General features: G+C 41.7%; 13 protein-coding genes and 1 tRNA gene. 5 read left to right on the top strand and 9 right to left on the bottom strand.

The annotated features are described in order from the left end of the window. The first annotated feature begins 195 nt into the window (after positions 1–195). The 5 genes from sppA (at position 196) to EJN84_RS08825 (ending at position 5,158) form a co-directional block, all read left to right on the top strand. The gene (gene sppA / locus EJN84_RS08805) at positions 196–1,971 is read left to right on the top strand and encodes a signal peptide peptidase SppA (RefSeq protein WP_129595074.1); all 1,776 of its coding nucleotides are present in this window, start codon (positions 196–198) and stop codon (positions 1,969–1,971) included. A 22-nt stretch (positions 1,972–1,993) separates the two neighbouring features. Further along, positions 1,994–3,115, top strand: coding sequence for a tetraacyldisaccharide 4'-kinase (gene lpxK, locus EJN84_RS08810; RefSeq protein WP_129595075.1), 1,122 nt, complete (start codon positions 1,994–1,996; stop codon positions 3,113–3,115). Then, entirely contained in the window at positions 3,072–3,884 is an 813-nt protein-coding gene (locus EJN84_RS08815) for a purine-nucleoside phosphorylase (protein WP_129595076.1), read from the top strand. The genes lpxK and EJN84_RS08815 overlap by 44 nt, the downstream gene beginning before the upstream one ends. Positions 3,885–3,969: 85 nt before the next feature. After that, complete coding sequence (thiL, locus tag EJN84_RS08820) at positions 3,970–4,998, top strand: thiamine-phosphate kinase (RefSeq protein ID WP_129595077.1); 1,029 nt, start codon at positions 3,970–3,972, stop codon at positions 4,996–4,998. 87 nt (positions 4,999–5,085) lie between these two features. Continuing rightward, positions 5,086–5,158 (top strand) — tRNA-Phe (locus EJN84_RS08825). Between the two features lie 236 nt (positions 5,159–5,394). Here the strand turns inward: EJN84_RS08825 and EJN84_RS08830 are convergent. The 9 genes from EJN84_RS08830 to sov all read right to left on the bottom strand — a co-directional run bounded on the left by EJN84_RS08830 (position 5,395) and on the right by sov (position 20,612). Further along, on the bottom strand, positions 5,395–6,306 hold the full coding sequence (locus EJN84_RS08830) for a bile acid:sodium symporter family protein (RefSeq protein WP_129595078.1): 912 nt from the start codon (positions 6,304–6,306) through the stop codon (positions 5,395–5,397). A 31-nt stretch (positions 6,307–6,337) separates the two neighbouring features. Beyond that, on the bottom strand, positions 6,338–7,261 hold the full coding sequence (locus tag EJN84_RS08835) for an alpha/beta hydrolase (RefSeq protein ID WP_129595079.1): 924 nt from the start codon (positions 7,259–7,261) through the stop codon (positions 6,338–6,340). Positions 7,262–7,263: 2 nt separating this feature from the next. Continuing rightward, positions 7,264–7,827: a guanylate kinase gene (gene gmk / locus EJN84_RS08840; RefSeq protein WP_129595080.1), complete on the bottom strand. Its 564-nt coding sequence runs from the start codon at positions 7,825–7,827 to the stop codon at positions 7,264–7,266. Positions 7,828–7,933: 106 nt separating this feature from the next. Then, positions 7,934–8,806 (bottom strand): YicC/YloC family endoribonuclease, encoded by an 873-nt coding sequence (locus tag EJN84_RS08845; protein WP_129595081.1) that lies wholly within the window; start codon positions 8,804–8,806, stop codon positions 7,934–7,936. A 187-nt stretch (positions 8,807–8,993) separates the two neighbouring features. Next, the gene (rprY, locus tag EJN84_RS08850; RefSeq protein WP_129595082.1) at positions 8,994–9,713 is read right to left on the bottom strand and encodes a response regulator transcription factor RprY; all 720 of its coding nucleotides are present in this window, start codon (positions 9,711–9,713) and stop codon (positions 8,994–8,996) included. 1 nt (position 9,714) lies between these two features. Further along, entirely contained in the window at positions 9,715–11,283 is a 1,569-nt protein-coding gene (locus EJN84_RS08855; RefSeq protein ID WP_129595083.1) for a sensor histidine kinase, read from the bottom strand. A 287-nt stretch (positions 11,284–11,570) separates the two neighbouring features. Next, on the bottom strand, positions 11,571–12,020 hold the full coding sequence (locus EJN84_RS08860) for a GtrA family protein (protein WP_129595084.1): 450 nt from the start codon (positions 12,018–12,020) through the stop codon (positions 11,571–11,573). Then, a complete protein-coding gene (locus EJN84_RS08865) occupies positions 12,013–12,717 on the bottom strand; it encodes a CDP-alcohol phosphatidyltransferase family protein (protein ID WP_129595085.1) in 705 nt (234 codons plus the stop codon). Before EJN84_RS08865 ends, EJN84_RS08860 begins: the two co-directional genes overlap by 8 nt. Positions 12,718–13,205: 488 nt before the next feature. Continuing rightward, positions 13,206–20,612 (bottom strand): T9SS outer membrane translocon Sov/SprA, encoded by a 7,407-nt coding sequence (gene sov, locus EJN84_RS08870; protein ID WP_238943986.1) that lies wholly within the window; start codon positions 20,610–20,612, stop codon positions 13,206–13,208. Between the last annotated feature and the right edge of the window lie 122 nt (positions 20,613–20,734).

Here is a 20,734-nt window from a genome sequence, read left to right on the forward strand (position 1 = left end):
ACAAATTTAGCATTTTTTGTCTAACGCAAATTCTTCGGTGTTTTCAGTTTACAAATATCGTAAAAAAACTGACAGCAGGCTCATGAAGAATTTATAAATAAAAACGGAACTCGAAAAGTATTCGGATTAAATTGGTTGATTATCCTTTTTTTTTTACTTTTGCTCCGATTAACAAACTATTTCAAACGATAATGTATGAAAGATTTTTTTAAAATTGTGCTGGCTTCGGCTTTGGGATTTGTAATTGCAACGATCCTTCTGTCGATCATTTCGATGATCATGTTTTTCTCGGTGGCATCGTCGATGACCGCAGCCTTTAATAGCGATCAATATGTAGTGCAAGATAACAGTATTCTCAATCTTCGTTTGAGTGGTGTCATCCAAGAGCGTATTTCTGTGGATGACCCCTTTTCGGATATCATGCCTCGCGACGAGTCTGTGATGGGATTGGATGAAATTACGAGCGCCATTCGAAAAGCTCGAAACGACAACAAAATAAAAGGCATTTATATCGATTCGCGCATTTTTTCGGCGTCGCCGGCCACTCTTTCCGAAATTCGTCAGGAGCTGCTGCGTTTTAAGGAAAGCGGGAAATTCATTGTTGCCTATGCCGATAACTACACGCAAGCCGGATATTATTTAGCTTCGGTGGCCGACAAAGTTGCCATTAATCCTCAAGGTTCGCTCGATATACACGGATTGGCATCCATTCCGATGTTTTTCAAGGAAGCGCTGCAGAAAATGGGAATAGAAGTACAGGTCTTCAAAGTGGGGACATACAAATCGGCGGTGGAACCTTTTACCTCCACCGAAATGAGTCCGGCAAACCGCGAACAGGTTACCTCCTACCTCAACGATTTGTGGAGCTTCATGGCGAAAGATATGACCGAATCGAGAAAATTGAAAATTTCCGACTTGGATTCCATTGCCAATCAAATGCCTGCGTTGAAAGATGCCGATTATCTTCTGCAAACAAAACTGGTTGACACCTTGCTCTATGAAACAGAGATGAAAAACTACGTTCGCTCATTGCTCGATTTGGACGTGGATGCAAAAATTCCGGCAGCAACGGTTGACGAAATGAACGATGCAAAACCTGCTGTTGCTCAAAAAAAATCCGACAATCACATTGCTCTTCTTTACGCCTTCGGCGATATTGTTTCCGGTAGCGGTTCGACGAATATTCAGGATAAATTCATGGTCAGCGAAATCGAAAAACTTCGCAAAGACGATAAAATAAAAGCCGTAGTTTTTCGTGTCAATTCGGGAGGAGGAAGTGCTTACGCTTCCGAACAGATTTGGAAAGCCATCACCGATCTGAAAAAAGAGAAACCCGTGGTTGTTTCGATGGGCGATATGGCCGCTTCGGGCGGATATTATATCTCATGCAACGCCAGCAAAATAATAGCACAACCAACTACCATCACAGGTTCGATAGGAATCTTCGGCATGTTCCCCAATTTCAAGGGGACATCGGAAAAACTCGGTTTGGATTTTGATGCTGTCAAGACACACCGTTTTAGCGATTTTGGCAACGTAACCCGGCCAATGGACGATAGCGAAAAATCGATGTTGCAAGCATATATCGATCGAGGTTACGATACTTTCCTTACACGCTGCGCCGAAGGACGCAACATCCCGAAAGATACGCTCGAAAAATATGCGGAAGGTCGTGTCTGGACAGGTAATCAAGCGCTGAAAATAGGGTTGGTCGACAAACTCGGGAACATCTTGACAGCCATCGAAACAGCTGCCGAATTGGCCGAGCTCGGGGAAGATTATCTCGTGTACGAATATCCGAAAAAACGTACTTTTATCGAAGAATTTCTCAATCGGGGCAAAGAAGATCTCGCAGCTAAAACACTTAAGGAATACTTGGGCGAAAGCTATAATCTTTTCATGACTATCAAGAATATGAAAGATGAAGATTTCATTCAGGCCCGCATTCCTTATGATTTGAATATTCGATAACCGAAACATTTTTATTTATTTTATGTTGTCGCAACCTCCACCCGATACACGTCGTTTACTGCAACCATTGGCATGGTTGTACGGGATTGGAGTAGATTTTCGGAACCGGTTGTATGATGCTCATATTCTCAAACAGACCAAATACGACATTCCTGTCATTTGTGTGGGTAACATCACTGTAGGGGGAACAGGCAAAACGCCTCATATCGAATACCTGATCGAACTTTTATCGACAAGATATAATGTTGGCGTGCTCAGTAGAGGTTACAAACGTAAAACACGAGGGTATCGGGAAGTAACCACGCAATCAACTTCTTCGGAAGTGGGAGACGAACCATTGCAGATAAAATTGAAATATCCGCAAACATTGGTCGTTGTTGACAAAAATCGTAATCGTGCCATTGAACGAATGATGGCTCTGCCCGAAGAGAAAAGGCCTGATGTCATCCTTATGGACGATGGATTTCAACACCGATCAATCGTTCCATCGCTTTCGATTTTGTTGGTGGATAGCAATCGTCCCGTTTATGAAGATCATCTGCTTCCGGTAGGAAATCTTCGTGAACCTTTTTCGGGGAAAAACCGTGCCGATATGGTCATCGTTACCAAATGCGATCCGGAAATGGAACCGATCGACTTTCGCATCTACAGCAACGGGCTAAAACTGTTTCCCTATCAATCGCTCTATTTCACATCGTTCGATTATGGCAATTTGAAACCCGTTTTCACTCAAAAAGGTAACGAAGATGAAATCGATCTTTACGACTTGCGAAAAAAGCATGTATTATTGGTTGCCGGGATAGCTTCGCCTCAACCTTTAGTGGAGAAACTCGAAAAAAAGACCTACAATTTGTATTCTCTTTTTTTCCCCGATCATCACAATTTCGGCGAAAATGACATTGCAGCCATTCAGCAAAAATTGAATGAAATTGAGGATGACGATAAAATAATTGTTACCACCGAAAAGGATGCAATGCGCTTTCGATCTATCGAAAAGAAAATACCTGATGAAATGAAAGCAATGTTGTATTACATTCCTGTCAGCATAAAATTTATGGAAAAATCAGAAAAAGAATCCTTTAATAAAAAAATTTTTCATCATGTTAGAAACTATACAACAAACAAGCGACTATCTCAAAAATAAGATAGGAGAAATTCCCAACACAGCCATTATACTCGGAACCGGACTTGGAGAGCTGGCAAACGAAATCGATAACAAAACCGAAATCCCATATGCCGAAATTCCAAATTTTCCCATCTCCACAGTCGAAGGGCACAGCGGCAAACTTATTATCGGAACCTTGGGCGGCAAAAGAATATTGGCAATGCAGGGACGTTTTCACTTCTATGAAGGCTATTCGATGAAAGAAGTAACCTTCCCCGTTCGCGTTTTTCAAGCGCTGGGCGTTAAATATCTTTTCGTTTCGAATGCAGCCGGAGGAATGAATCCGAGTTTCGATATTGGCGACATTATGCTTATTGAAGATCACATCAACATGTTTCCCGAACATCCTTTACGCGGAAAGAATTATGACGAGCTCGGCACTCGTTTCCCCGACATGAGTGAGGCGTACGACAAAAAACTTAGAATGATGGCTATGCAAATTGCCAACGAAAAAAACATCAAACTGCAACATGGCGTTTACGTCGGCGTACAGGGCCCAACTTTTGAAACTCCGGCCGAGTATCAATTTTTCCGCGTAATCGGAGGCGACGCCGTAGGCATGTCCACTGTGCCGGAAGTAATTGTAGCAAACCATGCTAAAATGAAAGTATTGGCATTTTCGATCATTACCGATTTGGGCGTTCCCGGAAAAATAGTGGAAGTATCTCACGAAGAAGTGCAGGAAGCCGCAAAAATTGCTCAACCCAAAATGGCCGAAATCATGCGCGCTATTGTTCAAAAGATCTGAAATAACTATATTACCGAATTCGATTAAACGGGCGAACAAAGCGACAAATTGTTTGCTCGTTTATTTTATTTTAAACAAAATAGCTATGAATAGAACTGAAATTGCTACCCTGGGCGAATTTGGATTAATCGAACACTTAACGAAACAGATAACCCCAACACAGCCGACTACAAAGAAAGGTATCGGGGACGATGCCGCCGTGCTTGATTCAGGAGGTAAGCTCATACTCGTAACCACCGACTTATTGCTTGAAGGAATACACTTCGATTTAACATACGTTCCGATGAAACATTTGGGATATAAAGCGGCGGTGGTGAATTTTTCGGACATTTATGCCATGAATGGTAAACCTCAACAAATAACAGTTTCGTTAGGGATTTCCAAACGATTTTCGGTAGAAGATCTGGAAGCTTTTTACGAAGGACTGAGCCTTGCCTGCGAAGTATATGGCGTGGACATTGTAGGTGGCGACACCTCTGCGTCACTCACCGGCCTCACCATCAGCATCACCTGCATTGGTTATGCCGACGAAACCGAGATTGTTTACCGCAACGGCGCTCGCGATACAGATTTAATTTGCGTTTCGGGTGATTTGGGTGCAGCCTATATGGGGTTACAACTGCTCGAACGCGAAAAAATAGTCTTTCGCGAAAGTGGAACGGCTGAACCCGATTTTGCAGGCAAAGAATATTTGCTCGAGCGACAGCTTAAGCCCGAAGCCAGAAAAGATATCGTGAAATTGTTATCGGAAAACGGAATCATGCCTACGTCGATGATCGATGTTTCAGACGGATTATCTTCCGATTTGATGCATATTTGCAAACAAAGTAACGTGGGTTGCGTCATATATGAAGATCGCATTCCCATCGATTATCAAACGGCAATAATGGCTGAAGCCTTCAACATGAACGTGATAACCGCAGCACTCAATGGGGGAGAAGACTATGAACTGCTTTTTACCGTTCCTCTCGAAATGCACGAAAAAGTACTGATGATTCCGGGCATCCACCTCATAGGTCATATTACATCTGCCGAAAAGGGATGTAACCTGATGACGCGCGATGGAGTGGAAATGCCGCTTCGAGCACAAGGTTGGAATCCCATAGCCCAATAAATTGAGCTTGCAACAAGTTTTTTTGTCATGATTGTTTTGTAATTGCAAAAAAACTTCTATCTTTGCATTCGCAAAACGAAAAAAGTTGGTGCCATAGCTCAGTCGGTAGAGCAAAGGACTGAAAATCCTTGTGTCCCTGGTTCGATTCCCGGTGGCACCACTTATCAAAAACGCTTAAAATTTATTTTTAGGCGTTTATTGTTGGCATACTTATTTTTTGACAAATCTCGATCTTCAAAAATTTCACTTCATTTTAGTCGATCAGAATTTTTTTTGTCTGAATTAAGTCGATCAGCGGCACAGGTATTTTGTTATCAAAGTGCCAAAAGTGTTTGGTAAGACAATTCATTTTTGAACCGTTTTATTTCAAAGGTTCAGAGGAAGTTTTCGTATTAGTTATTCAATTTGATTGATTTCTTCGGCTCGTTTTTTCTTCCAGATTTGCCAGGAATTGACCACGTTTTGCCATATCACATACATTCCGGGTCCGAGACTTGCGATAGGATTGAGATAGGTCTGTGTGAGCCATATTGCCAAAATAGTGTTCTTCTGTCCCATTCCCTGTCCGCCGGCAATCGTCATGTGATGCCGGTTCCCGATTTTTCGTCCTAAGAAAAATTGAAGCAGACAAATGATCGCAGCAACGACAGCAATTAAGATTTCGAGCCGAAAATTACCATCGAATTCTGTAATTACGAAGTTTGTTACGTTGGAAATGACAATAGTGAGGGCAACAGCCCAAACATAGAACGAAACGATTTGAGCCGAACGTATTTTTTTATGTACTGCAGGTGAAATTCTTTCTAACGCCAATGCCAGCAAAAATGGGAGAATTAGTGTGGGCATTACTTTCAGAAAAATATACCCGAATGCAGTGAGAAAAGGTACACTTTGTCCCGTATGCCCGATAATAGATAAATAAACGGGAGCAATAAATGCTACCGAAAGATTGCTCATGATAGAATAAGCCGCAGTGGCCGAAACACTGCCGCCGAGAATCCCTGAAACGACCGGCGCTGAGGTTGCTGTGGGTGCTAAAATACAAATCATAGCCGCTTGAGCCAAAATTTCATTAAACGGACGGACAATTGCATACACAAGTGCGCTCCCTATATATTGAATGGCCAGAAGCATGTAGTGAAATTGTGTCATTCGTATGTCGCGCCACGAAATGCGTGCGTACGTAAAAAACAACATTACGGCAAGTAAATAGGGCGTAGCCGGGGCGAGAATCGAGATGGAGCTATGGAATGAAATTCCGACCACCATTGCAATAGGAAGCAAATATTTTTCGATATACCTTTGCATAATTATCGATAATGATTCTCTTTGAGAATCGTCAATTGTAATAAGAAGATGGATCGATGCTGTTGTCGGTTTGTCGGAGTTTGTCTTTGAATCGTATGTCGATCATCCATTGCTTGCGATCGAATACGAAATCATTTATAAAATTTTCTATTTCAGGGAGGAAATCCTGCATAGGATATTCAGCTACTGCGTGCCCTATGTCTTCCATGCTGTAGAACAGATATGGATAACCTTCTTGTCGGAAACGCTTTGTAAGCGATTTAGAACCAAACATTCCTATTTTGAACAAACGCGTATTATCGTAGGGAACCAATTTATCGGCACTTCCGTGGAAGAACAGGGTAGGAGCCGGTTTTTGCGTATATGACGGTAATCCTTCGGTACTGAAAATTCCGCCTGCAAACGATATCACTCCCGAATAACGGAATATTTCGGGAAGCATATCTGCTATTGGCTTATTGTCTCGTTCACTGTAATCCGCCTGAAGCACAGTGATGGCACCGGCACTCGATCCGCTGATGAGGATGTGTTGGGTATCGATATTCCACGTATCGGCATGATCCAACACATAATTGGTGGCCGAATACAAATCGGAAACTGCTAAATCGATGGCGTTGCGTAACGGTTTTGTATTGAGGGGGCCGGGGGGCTTTTGCCCTTTCATTCCCAAACGGTAATCGATGGAAATGACAACAAATTTTCGTTCGGCAAAATATTGTAAGTAATCGTGATAGATTTTTGCGTCTCTACTTCCTTCCTTAAATCCTCCGCCAAATACAAATATCAAACAGGGTTTTTTGACTTCGCCGATGTCATTGGAGGTATAGATGTCCATTTTTAGTTCATATCCGTCTTTTACGGCATAGGTTGTCGTTTCTTTTCGGATATTTTGACCGAAAAGCAGAAACGGCGCGAGAAATATAATGATGAAGAATAGGGTATTGAGTCGATTCATTGTTATTTGTCGATAAATTTTTTGACAAGATCAAGCACTTGAGCTTTGGCCCTATCGAAATCGTCGTTCATTACGATGACATCGAATTTGGGAGCAAAACTCATTTCATACTCGGCTTTCGAGAGTCGTTTTTCAATGACTTCGGGGGTATCCGTACCTCTTTTTTCGAGCCGGTGACGCAGTTCCTCCACGGATGGCGGCATCACAAAAATACTCAACGCCCGATCGCCGTAAATTTTTTTGATATTGAGTCCACCCTTTACGTCCACATCAAAGACCACATTTTTGCCTTCCTGTAAAATATGGTCAACTTCGCTCTTGAGTGTACCGTAGAATTTATCGGGATATACTTCTTCGTATTCGAGAAAATCGCCGTTGGCAATGCGTGCACGAAACTCCTCCGGAGTGAGAAAGTAATATTCCACCCCATTTTTTTCTTCACCACGTGGAGCTCGACTTGTCGCCGAAATAGAAAACTGCAAAGGAAGGCCTTGTTGGAGCAAATATTTCACCAGCGTGGATTTTCCTGCACCCGATGGTGCCGAAAAAATAATTAACTTGCTCATATTTTTCGTTTTGAAAATGATTTATACTGTTACGTATTTATCGTCTTGAATCTTGGGATTGAAGTTCGGACTGAAAAATAGAGTTTATCATTTTAAAATTTACAATTTACAATACGTTGAGTACTTGTTCTTTGATTTGTTCCAATTCGTCTTTCATCCGGACTACGATTCTCTGCATTTCCGATTGGTTCGATTTCGAACCAAGTGTGTTGATTTCGCGACCGATTTCTTGCGCGATGAATCCTAACTTTTTGCCCTGAGATTGCCTATCATTCATCGTTTCTTCAAAATAGTCGAGATGATGGGCGAGGCGTGTCTTTTCTTCATTCACGTCTAATTTTTCGATATAATAAATCAATTCCTGTTCGAAACGATTTTTATCGTATTCCACACCTTCGAGGCTGTTTAACGAATCGATGAGTCGGCTTTTTACCTTCTCTACACGCTCGGCTTCGAAGGGATCGACAGCATCCAACAAGTTGCGAATGTTTCGAATTTTCTCGCGCAATACACGGTCGAGCATGGCGCCTTCCTGCTGACGAAAATTTACAACTCCTTGCACTGCTTCGTCAATAGCTTTTTGTATGATTTCCCATTCGGTTTCGCTCAATTCTTCGGTATCCTGTTTCATCACATCGGGCAGGCGCATGAGGATTGAAAACCAGTCTTGAGGTTCGGGTATACCCAATTCGACTGCCAAGTTTTTAATTTCTTTTTGATACTGACTCACCACATCGTGATCGATCTTCGACGAAACATCTTTTGAAATGATTTCGACATTCATCGAAAAATCTATTTTGCCTCGTTCCAATTGTCGGGAAAGGTCGTTTCGCAAAGCCATCTCCTTTTCTTTATAGATGAGCGGAATGCGCGTGAATAGATCGAATTGCTTGCTATTGAGCGAGCGGATTTCGATAGAGATTTTTTTGTTGGGAAGTTCGGCTGTAGATTTGCCGTATCCGGTCATAGAATATAGCATCTTCGGAAATTTTTACAAAGGTACGATTTTTTAGTCAAAGTACTTTGTCTTTTTTAATGTTTTGACATTGAGTTACCCGATAATCCTTTTCAGGAAGATATGATTTTTCGAAACGTAAAGCGTGGGGCGAAAACAAAAAAGCCGTTCCTTCAGGAGCGGCTTTTTTGGAATAGACCGATATACTTCTTTAAGCTTGCGCCGAAGCTCCGGTTTCTTCGGTAGGAACTATAAGCTTGTAGCCCTTACCGTGAATGTTGATGATTTCGATATTCGGTTCAGCTTTCAATAACTTGCGCAGTTTGGTGATATAGACATCCATGCTTCTTGCATTGAAATAGGTGTCTTCCTCCCAAATTTGCTTGAGTGCATGGTTTCGTTCCAAAATATCGTTGGCATGCGAGCAAAGCAATGTCAGCAATTCAGATTCCTTTGTGGTCAGTTTGGTTTGTTCACCATTTATGGTGAGCAATTGTTTTTGTGTGTCGAATGTCATCCCACCAAAGGTGTAAATCTGTTGCTCCTTGGTCTTTTTGCCCCTTACGCGTCGGATAATCGCTTCGATGCGCAGCACCAATTCTTCCATGCTGAAAGGTTTGGTGATATAGTCATCCGCTCCCGCTTTGAAACCTTCCAATACATCTTCCTTCATGTTTTTGGCAGTGAGGAAAATTACCGGGATTTCAGAATTGATGGTGCGGATTTCTTTCACGAGCGTAATACCGTCTTTTTTGGGCATCATTACATCCACAATGCACAGATCGTATTTTGTTTTAACGAATCCTTTAAATCCTGCTTCCCCATCGGGGAACAGATCTGTGTCATAACCTTTTGCCTGGAGATATTCTCTGAGCAACATGCCAAGATTTTCGTCATCTTCGCATAAAAAAATTTTTAATTTCTCTTCCATATCATTTTTGTGTTATTACGGGTAAACTAATTATAAATTTTGTTCCTTTACCTACTTCGCTTTCGGCTCTGATAGTTCCATTTAAATCGGTAACGATTTTATGAACATAAGCGAGACCGAGTCCAAAACCCTTGACGTCGTGTCTATTACCGGTAGATACTCGATAGAATCGTTCAAATATTTTTTTCAGATCCTCCTTTCTTATTCCGATTCCGTTATCCTCAATCGAGATGATCAGTTTGTTGCCTTCGTTGCGTGTTCTGATCATTAGTTGAGGTGGAACATCGTCCCGTTTGTATTTGAGCGCATTGTCAAGTATGTTGAACAGCACGTTGGTGAAGTGCATTTCATCTACTTTAACCATCGAATTGTCGGCCTGCAAATCAATGTCGAGCGTTCCGCCGAATCTTTCGACTTTCAGAATGTGAGTATTGGCCACATTGACGATGATATCGTTTGCATCCACTTCCTTCAGTTTCAGTGTTGTGCGCTGCTGATCAAAGAGCGACATTTGCAATACTTTCTCTACTTGGAAGCTTAACCGCTTGGTCTCGTCATTGATCACGCCGGTAACATGTTTGAACACTTCGGGTGATTTTACAATAGACGGGTCTTTGAGCATTTGTGCCGCCAGAGATATTGTAGATACCGGGGTTTTCAGCTCATGAGTCATATTGTTTATAAAATCGTTTTTCATTTCAGACAAACGCTTTTGTCTGAACAGCGTAACAATCGTGAAAACGAACGTGATCAACAAAATGAAAGTGAAAATGAGCGATGGAACAAAAAATCTCATTTCGGCCGAAACGTAGTCCCGTTTCGATGGAAAATAAACCCTCAGTGTGTTTAACTTAGCGGGAGGATCGTTAGGGAAAAGAGTTTGCGTGTAAACGGCCCTTTTATCCCTATCGGAAAAACCCGGCGTCGAAAATACCACACGATTGTTGTTATCCACTACCTGAAAGCTGTACGGAACGTTCATTCCGTTTGAAAGCAACTCCGATCTGATGTACGAATCGAGTAGTTTGAAATCGATACGCTTTTCGATTGGTTCATTACTCGAACGATACATAATCTTCAGAATCACTTCGTCCAGCAAGGCCTGTTCGTGCAAATATCGTTTCGAGAGCATTTGCTGCATTTCGTATGAGGTATTGGGAATAGTGTTTGCCCCCTCATTTGGCGACATGAAAACACCCGAACCGGATTGCTCTCTCAGATTTTTGGGCTGGCTCGTGCTGTGATCAATCGTAATACTTGACGTTCCGTCAGGGTGAACGATCGTGGTAGAACTCTGTTGCGGGTTGATGCTTTCTGAAGACGACAATGTCTGATTCCCGTAGCGCGAAAGTCTATCTTGTGATTCGGCCATATCTTCCTGTAAAAATCGCAGGGTCTGGTCTTTTTCGAGTTGTACCGATACGTTGTTCAAACTCCTTCTCACTGCTTCATCGAATTGTTCGGCTCGGGCATTCATTGTTGTCCGCATATATCTAACCTGCAAAAAGAGTAATGCCAAAAACGCCACGAACATAATCACCGCCAGTAACCAAATCGTTGATTTTTTCATTTTACTTTTTCAAAATCACTTACCAAAGTTATCAATATTCAAATATCAAAGATCGTCATTTTTATCTTTTCATTTAACAAATTACGCACTTTTTTGTTTAACATTTCATCTTAAAATTAAAAAAACAGCCTCATTCTTCATTAAAACAACATTATTTAATAAAAATCGCTTTCAACGTTCTGTATTTTTGTATTTGTTAAAAATAAGAGTATGGCAGTTTCCCCCCATGATTAATGGAATGATTGAGGTGCAAGACTATAAAATGGCAATCGAGTAAATAAAATAATTTAATCTTGCATGAAATCGAATTTATTTGTATTGGTACGTGTTTCGATTGAGCACTTTTTAAAAACCCATTGTTTTTGGAGTGTATAGTTGAAAAATATCGAAACAATGAGATCTACCATTATTCGGGTGATTTTGTAATCGAGCACGAGAAACGTAGTCAATATAAAAGTGCCGTAGGATTTCAGAAAAATGCTGTTGAGAGCAGTGACAGTAAATTTCAGGAGTTGCTTGGGAAGTGAAGATTGATATGATTCATTTTCGGAATTGAACGTCCATTTTTTGTTGAGAAAAAAATTTACAAGAGCTCCGAGAATGCCTCCAATTACGATACCTATGGTATAGTGAATGTGAAACACTTCGGTAACGAAGATCATGGTGCCATAATCGAGCAATCCTCCTGCAAGTGCAGAAAATTGGGCCTTTGAAAAAGTGAGAATTTGCTTACGCATTTTCTTTTCTTCTATTTTGTAATTCTTGTTCTTTTGTTTGGCGCTCCTCTATGTCGCGTTGATCTGCTAATCGTAGCAGCTTTCTTGTTTCCATCAAGTTAGATATAAGTAAAAATATGCATGCCGCCGAAGCAAGAAATTGAACTGAACCGGGTATAAATACTTCGAGCGTGATGATGAATGCGAGCAGCAAGCGAACCTCGGTGGGACCAAAGATGCCTGAATCGATGGAGTATTGTCCTCCAACTTTATAACGAAGTTGTGCGGTAATCATTTCCCATCCATAGAGTACTACGAAAATGAATCCGGTATATTTCCAAATTCCGGGAGCATAAATCATGAAGCCTAATCCGATCAGAATTGTTCCGATCCAATCCACAGTAACATCCAGAGAAAACCCATACCATTTGCGCGGTTTATTGCGATAATATGCTAAACGTCCGTCGAGAGAATCGCCAAACCAGTTGATTAAAAATCCCAAAAGAGATAATAATAGCCAATAACGATTGACGAATGCACCCAAAACAAAACTTCCGGCAACCGTCAAATTTCCGAAAAAACCTATTGTCGTAAGCCCGTCAGAGGTGAGCCAAGATGGCATTCTTTGTACGAGATAGGCGATTGTATTTTGTTCGAATTTACGAAGTATATTGGTTCGTTTGCGGTCTTTGGCGATCAGATTAAGCGTTTTCGCCATTTTATTCCCATCTTGTTTCATATGCAGATTTCGCTTTAATTTGTGTTATGTCGTTTACGAAATATTTGGGCATCCATCTCTGTTTCGTTATTTCTGAAATAAATGAATACGTTAAACGTGATGCATTTTTCGAAAAAGTTTTGCATATGCTGCTTTTCAATTTTTCAAAAAAATAAACAGGGCTTATCCCTTATCGAGCTCCTCTCTATTGTCGAATATAACTGTTTGACTTCACCTGTTTTTTTGCGGTAAAGATTGTAAATCATTGTTTTTCAAGTCTTAATAAACTTTTAAAACGAAGAAAAACATCCGCATTCAATTCTATTTCTGTGCAAATGTAACCAAATAATCTTAGGTTACGAATTTGTTACTCTTTTCGTTGCTATTAAATAATGTTAATTGTTTGGCTTTGCTATTATTTTTAGGACGTTACCTCATCTGTTGACAATATGAAATGGAATAATCGCGAACAAATAGCCCCTCATTTTTTACTGATTTAGATTGAATTTTAGGCTGATTCCCGTGCTGGTTGTCGAAGTAGGATATGAAGTCGCCGAAACAAGTGGCGAAAGTATTGTTTTGTCGAAAAAAGCTTTCAAAGTGAGTGAGCGACTTAAGGAATAATCTGCCGAAAATTGTAGGGTGACAGTTCTCAATCCGCCGGTTGCCTGTGTCAAACCGTCTTCAATGGTACGGATCAGTGCGCGTGTGATCTTGTTTGAAAGATCGAAACGGATGTTGAGATCGTTGTTGAACGAACTTCGTAGGTTGTCAGCCTCGATTTTCGATGGGTCGTCTTTGGCGTTTAGAGAAGAACGTCGGCGACGGTCATCATTCTTCTGCGTATTTAATTTAATTCCCAAAAGACGATTGAAGTCGGGAATTCTGTATCCGAATCCTAACACTACATCGTTATCGCCCGTTTCTACGATTTGGTAGGATGGAATGTTGAGGTTTAATGTCCGAGTGCGATTGTATCTGATGCTTAATGACATGTTGTTGTAAAACACACTGCGAATTTCGAGTAGTGGATTGAAACTTTCTATGAGACTTGCGTGGGAAATATCGTAAGGTGACGATGGCAATGGTGCTCCACTCACTGCGTCGCGAATATATCCCAAATCGTCGTCTTCCGGTGTTGCAACCCAATTGATAAAAGAGCTATAGTTGCCAACTCGATATTGTGAGGAATATTTGTGATAAAGCGTGAGTGATTTGAAGTTCTCTCGAAGCATGGGAAAGCCATTGATGGCGTTGTAGGTGATGCTCCAATTGGGTAATGTGGAGCGCAGATCGGGAAAAGCCGTCAACGCAATGCCCGATGTTTTTTTGCCGGTATATGCTGCAAGAAATGCGGGGATCAGTACATCAGCCGAATTTTGATTAACGTCGCCGTTGACGGGATCAAAAGGCTGTCCTGCTAATCCGTTGCCCGACAAAAATCCGGTACCGGGATAGGTGGAACTTTGGTATTTTTCGCGAATTCGCGATGCTATTACATCACGATTGGCAAGGAATCGATCAAACGATTTGGAATGATAATTGTCTTTTGCGGAAAATTTTTCGAATGCCGAAGCAAGCGAAATGGTGCTGATAGCAAAAGTACCTCCATGTATGTTGGGCATATCGTTGTACATATATCGAATTTCTGTTCGACGATTGTCTTCGTACAAAGCTTCAAGCGTGATCTTCAATCCTCGGAAAGGTTCGATATCGGCTTCTGTCCGAAAATTTTTAGTTTCGTTGTAAAGGGCAGGTTGAATGTTGTTTTCATCCGTCACCAGCCAATTTTTTTGTTTAGCTTTGTCGATGAATTGCGTTCCCCCTTCAAAACCGAAAGCGAAGGGTAATCCGGGAACAAATTCATCATTTTCGGGCTTTTGTCCGAATGCATCACCTATCATCGGTTTGAAGCCGTAAATATCGGTTCTTGTTTTATAGGCCAAATTAAGATTGATGTTTCGAATCATCATCAATCCTCGCGCTGCATATTGGGCTATATCATATAATGTGCGGGATGGTTCGACTTCGGGTTTGGATACGATTTTTATCATAATTTCGGCTGTGTCCTTTGAGGTGATCCGAATTCGACTATTGTCAATGTATTTATAGGACAGAGGAAAAGATTTTCCGTCTTTTTGAGCCGAAATGTTAAGTTTTTTCGTCATCAGGTCGTGAGTAATAATCACCCCCGAATCTTGATTCAAAACGATTGTTTTTTCATAATATTTTTGTTCCGACTTTTTTTGCGACTGATCCGGTTGGTTTTGCCTTATCGCCGGTCGCGCTTCAAATCGTTGGTTCGTTTTTTTCAGAAAAGGAATTTTGCCATAGAGCGAAACCATATTGAATCGGCTATTCAATGTGAGTGATAAGTCGTTTTGCAGAATATTACCAAGTTGTTCGCCTTCCACTTGTGTCCCACGTTCCCATTGATAATGCGAATCATATACTGCACTTGTGTTAATCCAATCGAGTATGGGGATTTGTGAAAAGGGGATAGTGTAGGTTACATTGGCGGTTTGTTGGTAGTTGTAGGGCTTACCCAAGCTTCGAATGCTTTGCATAACCGAATCCTTCCAGATTTCATAATCGGGGCGATTAATTTTTTTATTCACCTGCAAATAAGGTTCTTCGATTTCGGCAATAGTTCCCGATCGGAAGTTAAAACCAAGATTTTTTGTCAAGTTCCATAAAATGGAAAAATCGCGATTCCAGAAAAAATTTTGGCTGAACGACAAATATTCCTTTTGTGTTTGAGTATTTCCTGCAAGATAGGCATTCACGTCGCGTAATTGCGTTTCCTGATAGTTTCGAGAAAGGGTAGAGCTAGCCTGTATGCTGTTAGGAATATAATTGAAATTTAGAGATTTGATTAATTTTAGCCATCCCAAATTACTTTTTATGTCATCGAAAGGTTCCCACGATTTTACCACCGAGTTGTAGAAATAATTGGCCTGTAGTTTTGTGTCTTGTGCCGAAAAATATTCCGTTTCCGGATTTCGAAGCGTGCTTATGTTTTGCGAATATCCGAAACTGAAGTTCGCCGGATCATAAGGCATCGGTGTTTTGCTTTTGATATCGATTCTTACATTGCTGATACTGATGCTTTTATTGGTGGTTTTGTCGATGGAAATGGTTTTGAGTGAATCTTTTTGTTGATTTGTGTGCAAACTATTGATCGATTTTTTCATCGTAATATCCTGATTGAATGGATCGTATTGTGGTATAGAGGTCTGATTGCTATAGCTGTAATAGAATGGAGCAATCAATTTCACTTCTTTGGGCAAAAAACGTCCCAAATCGAGATTCAAAGCAATGTTCCATTCGGAATAATCGTTGTTGCGACGTTCGAGCAAACTTTGGTCGAGTGCCCCAAACCCCGACGTTTCTTTTCTGCCCTGAACATTCACTGTTCCGATATCCGAAAGAGCTATATTCATATTACCTTGAGCAGCCCAACCTCCTTTTTCGTCGAATTCGCTCAATCGAAGTTCGTCAATCCATATTTCACCCGACTTTGTCGAATTCGATTTATTTCGAACGCCAATCATCATCACTTTCACTTCTGCCAATGATGGATTTCCCATGATGGTTATTGTATTCTCCGTTTTGTCGGGATCGCTTTCCGAATAGGGAGTCAAATAAGTTACATTGCTATTTTCTCCTTTTTCGAAGTTTCGTTTCAATTTAAGATTTGTCAGTGCTTCCAGAGGAAAATCGAACATGTTATCGGGAATCCAGACTGCTTTTTGGTCGGAAAGATTGCGAGAATTATATTTTCCGGGAGGAGTGATATGCAGTGGAATTTCGTATTCGTAATAATTTTGACGATAATCGGATCCAATGCGGAGAAAAACAGTGAAGTCGCCGTCAAACAAGTCCTCAGAAGCATCGGCCATTTTTTCGCCATGAACAAACATTTGCAATCGTTTGTATCGACGCAAGTCGAGAATTGTATTTTTATAAACAGATCGACTATCGTTCGGTTCGAGGTATTTTATTTTGAGCGAAATAGATTGTTCGTTTTCCTGTCGCAGTTGCGGTTGGCTTGGATCGAGAATGCGGGTTACTCCCGGTGGCAACACATAGTTTACCGGCGTACGATCGCCATTTTCTTCGATATTCACGGTTGATATTTCCAATTGGCCCATTCCTGTTTCCGATCCTCCGGTAAGAAGGTTTTGCGTGTAATTTCGCCATTCGCTGCGAACCAGATCGAGTGTAGCAATGCGAAGGAAAGTCGGTTCATCGAATCCCGTAAGAAACATGCGCATAAACCGAATTGTTTTGAATCCCTGAATGCTTCCGACTTTAGTTTGATAATCGGATATGGGAATTTTGAATTGATACCATGTTACCTTCCCATCCTGTCCGTTACGAAGACGCACCGTTGTTTCGCGTTTATCCACGATATAGTTGCTGCCAACTTGCATATCCTGCGGGCGAAGTCGAACTTTATACTGATAATAAGATTCGTTTTCGTTCATCGTGTTGTCTCCGTCGATATCTTCAACATCGGGAGTTGTGCGCGAGGCAGTGGCATAATTCTGCCCCTCATAGGGAGCGAGCGAATTTCCTTCGGTTCCATTATAATATTTGTAACGATTCAGAATGCTTGATTTCTTTTCGTCCTGTTCCGTGCAGCGATAAGGCATGAATTTGTCGCCCGAAGGCGTATTCAATGGCGACATAGGATCGGCTTTCATTGCTTCGAGCGCAGATGACGAAACTTTCGATTGGATTTGCTGAAGATAATCGGAATAAGTAGGAAACAATTTTTCTTCTTCGCTGCTCAAACCATTGAGACCCACGTCCTGAATTTTTCGCAAATCACTTCCCTGAGAGTTATCGAATGCATAAACGGTCGATTGTTTTTTTGGAACTTTGCCCCAAACTGTTTCTTCAACTGCAGTCTCGTCGTTTGTCAGTGGTAAACCGTTTTCGTAGAATTTCTTGCCGTCTTTCAGAACATCTTCCGAAATTTCGCCCAAATTGAAATACAAATCACCCCCTTTCGATGTTTTCAGAGTGTCGTTTACAAAGGGATCCATTAGCCAAAACTCTATATATCCGATATTTGCCGATTCGAAATCGCGCACATCCAATTTTCGCATGATTCCGCCCCAACGTTTATATGGATTGAGCAGATATCCATTGGCATCGATATTGGTATCCAAATTGTAGGGTCCGCGTTCGTTCGGATAGAATGACACGTTGAGAACCGGGATAGTAGGCGGATCGCCATAAGCAGTTTCCCTGTTCGGGTAAATTTCACGTTCGTACACTTCACGCACCAAATGGTTCGAAAGTTGATCTAAATCTTTTTTTAGGTGTGGTGGCGTCAACGATGAATTTTTTCGGGTGAAAATTCCGTCGATATAAAACCATGCCAATTGGGCTCTGTTTTTGCCATAATCGATATTGTTGGATAAACTCGCTTCGGGGAACAAACCGGTTGAAGTGTTGTTGAAAGGTGTGGACGCAAGAGTCCATGCATAGGGTGAATGCAAATCGATATTGGAAGTCGAGGTTTCGAAATCATCCAGATACGAATAACTTCCGGTATAGGGATTGGTATAATGACCGGGAAGGATTTGGGCGAATTCGGCGTTAGCCGTTATTTGCGAGGGCGCAACCGCTTCCACGAAAGGCAGCTTGTCGAGCAAATTGGTAATGACATACGATTCTTTTCGCAATGAGGCATTGAGTCCCCACAACGTATTGTTTACCGCTTCCTCTCCGAAGTTGGTTTTCATGGTGAGCGGTTTTTCGGACAGGTGCATAATGGTGGCTCCCAGAGAGAAATTTTTTGAAAAATCGTAAAGCAGGTTAGTCCCTATCAATGTTTTGCGCTGCATCGAAAACATCGACTGATTTTCTACCGAAACGCTCAGCGGCGTTCCGGCATCCAAAATCGCCTGATTGAGAATGTTGACACTCCCTGAAACGTAATCCACCGTATAATCTACCCCTTCGGTGAGCGTATTTCCGGCAGCGATTACTTTCACTGTGCCCGGCTGAACATTCATGGCATTGAGGCTGATGCCGCTGCCCGATGTGCCTCGATATTCGCCACTCATGCGGAATTTATTTTTTTCTGCTATCTGTCGTGCCACCGTGAGTGTTGAATCGTAGAGTTCCTGATATACATATTTTTTAGCAATAGCATCATCTCCAATCATTTGGCGGAAATGAGAACCAAATGGTTCGACGACCGGAAAAATGATTTGCCCGTTTGCGGACGAAACAGTATAACCTTCGAGATAATCGAACTGTCCGTCGGGATAAGGGTTACCTTTCGAATTTAACCGATCGAGATTCATCACCTGAAGCAACAGTTTGTTCTTAATGTTTCCGTCCGGAATATAATTCAGATAAACACCTGTTGTATCGCTCTGATAGAGAATGTTCATACGAAATCTGTCTGCCAGTATGTTTTTAGCGCCGTAGTCGATGGTATAAATATTTTTCATCATCAACGGCCATGTATAGGATTGAGGCGAAAACGAAATCGGCTTCAACAATTTTAAGAAGAGGGCACCGTTTGTTGCGGAGGTTCCTCCGTTTGTTTCGCGGCCCACGTTGTTTGAGAATTCGCCGACCTGATAAACTTTTCCGTTGTAGGTATATTCGTAAGCCACGGCCAGCACCTCATCCGATTGGAGTGCCGTACGGAGCGAAATATAACCGAGTTGTGGTTGTAAGGTATATTCCGAGGCGGTAAGCAAACGGGCATTTTCGATTTTCTCGTAGTCTCTTCCGATCATCATTTGCGCAGGCAAAACGTTTGCAACCATACTGATGTCGCGAGCACCCATATACGACGAAATCATTTGACCGTAAAGTGTGTTTGCATCATTCGAGGGAATATCGATCGAACCTTGTGCCATCCACAAGGGATTGTGAATCGTACTGTGTTCCGCCAAATCGGCAAAAGCAACGATATTTCGTGCCTGATCATAATTGCCTTTTTTGTTGGTGATCCAAACTTCGATACGTGTAATCGAAACCGCAGACTGAATGTAAGGCGCTTTGCTCATCGCCTTGTCAAATTGATTACGGAAAAAATAACCGAGAAAAAAATGTCTGTTTTCATCGTACTGATCGGCTCCAAATTCGAAGGGTGTAGTTTGTACACCTCCTTGTGAACTTACGGTTTTTGCTTCTGAATTTTGTTGGGAAAACACCGTATTCACATGCAATTTGCCAAACTGTAAATCGGCTTTGATTCCGAAAAGTGCAGCACCGCCATTGATCAGGGAGTTGGAGGTGGTCATACTCACATTTCCGGCTTCGATGTGCTTGAGGATTTCGTCTTCCTTGCCGTCATAGGCCAGTTTAATGCGTTTGGCATCGAAGTCGAACATGGCTTCGGTGTCGTAATTGATGCCGAAATTGATTTTGTCTCCCACTTTCACATCTGCGTTCAATTGAATGTTTTGGTCGAAATCGAGCATCGTCCTTTTACGCGAATGCTCCGGCAACACAGGATTGTCGGTTACCGTTCGTTTGATGCCGGTTGTCAGATCAATCGAGCCGCGAGCATTGAATTGCACTCCTCCCGGGCCGAAAATTTCACCAAGTATATTATTGGATTTTCTCAGAGAAGAAAATGAGAGCGGTTCGTTCTCTTTCTGTTTCGTTTGGTGATTAAAGGCATTTTTTTCTTTGAAATAGTTTTGGGTAGCCATTCGAACTCTATAACGCGTATATTCGTCCGGAGTCATGCTGAAAGGCTCGTCGATAACCGTATTTCCGATGATATTGCGAAAAACATAGCGATTCGTTTTCGGGTCGAATTCGACGTTGGTCTGAATATTTGAAGGTGTTTGCAAATCTACGGCCGTAGATTTGGTAAGATCTTCCGGTTTCTCGACAATGGTTTTCTTCACGGGAAACCGAATGTCAGTGCTATCTTTTGAGACATTATCCTGACAAAAAAGATTTCTGTTTCCGTTGAATATCAATAGAAACAGAAAAAAAATACCTATGTATTCGAATCTTTTCAGAGAAG

The sequence above is a fragment of the Seramator thermalis genome (genome assembly GCF_004138125.1).
Lineage (GTDB): Bacteria > Bacteroidota > Bacteroidia > Bacteroidales > Dysgonomonadaceae > Seramator > Seramator thermalis.

Excerpts from the sequence above, each read along its gene's own strand:
- EJN84_RS08830 (WP_129595078.1), bottom strand. The coding sequence starts at position 6,306 with ATGCAAAGGTATATCGAAAAATATTTGCTTCCTATTGCAATGGTGGTC.
- rprY (WP_129595082.1), bottom strand. The coding sequence starts at position 9,713 with ATGGAAGAGAAATTAAAAATTTTTTTATGCGAAGATGACGAAAATCTT.
- gmk (WP_129595080.1), bottom strand. The coding sequence starts at position 7,827 with ATGAGCAAGTTAATTATTTTTTCGGCACCATCGGGTGCAGGAAAATCC.
- EJN84_RS08845 (WP_129595081.1), bottom strand. The coding sequence starts at position 8,806 with ATGCTATATTCTATGACCGGATACGGCAAATCTACAGCCGAACTTCCC.
- EJN84_RS08860 (WP_129595084.1), bottom strand. The coding sequence starts at position 12,020 with ATGCGTAAGCAAATTCTCACTTTTTCAAAGGCCCAATTTTCTGCACTT.
- thiL (WP_129595077.1), top strand. The coding sequence starts at position 3,970 with ATGAATAGAACTGAAATTGCTACCCTGGGCGAATTTGGATTAATCGAA.
- EJN84_RS08835 (WP_129595079.1), bottom strand. The coding sequence starts at position 7,261 with ATGAATCGACTCAATACCCTATTCTTCATCATTATATTTCTCGCGCCG.
- lpxK (WP_129595075.1), top strand. The coding sequence starts at position 1,994 with ATGTTGTCGCAACCTCCACCCGATACACGTCGTTTACTGCAACCATTG.
- EJN84_RS08815 (WP_129595076.1), top strand. The coding sequence starts at position 3,072 with ATGTTAGAAACTATACAACAAACAAGCGACTATCTCAAAAATAAGATA.
- sppA (WP_129595074.1), top strand. The coding sequence starts at position 196 with ATGAAAGATTTTTTTAAAATTGTGCTGGCTTCGGCTTTGGGATTTGTA.
- EJN84_RS08865 (WP_129595085.1), bottom strand. The coding sequence starts at position 12,717 with ATGGCGAAAACGCTTAATCTGATCGCCAAAGACCGCAAACGAACCAAT.
- EJN84_RS08855 (WP_129595083.1), bottom strand. The coding sequence starts at position 11,283 with ATGAAAAAATCAACGATTTGGTTACTGGCGGTGATTATGTTCGTGGCG.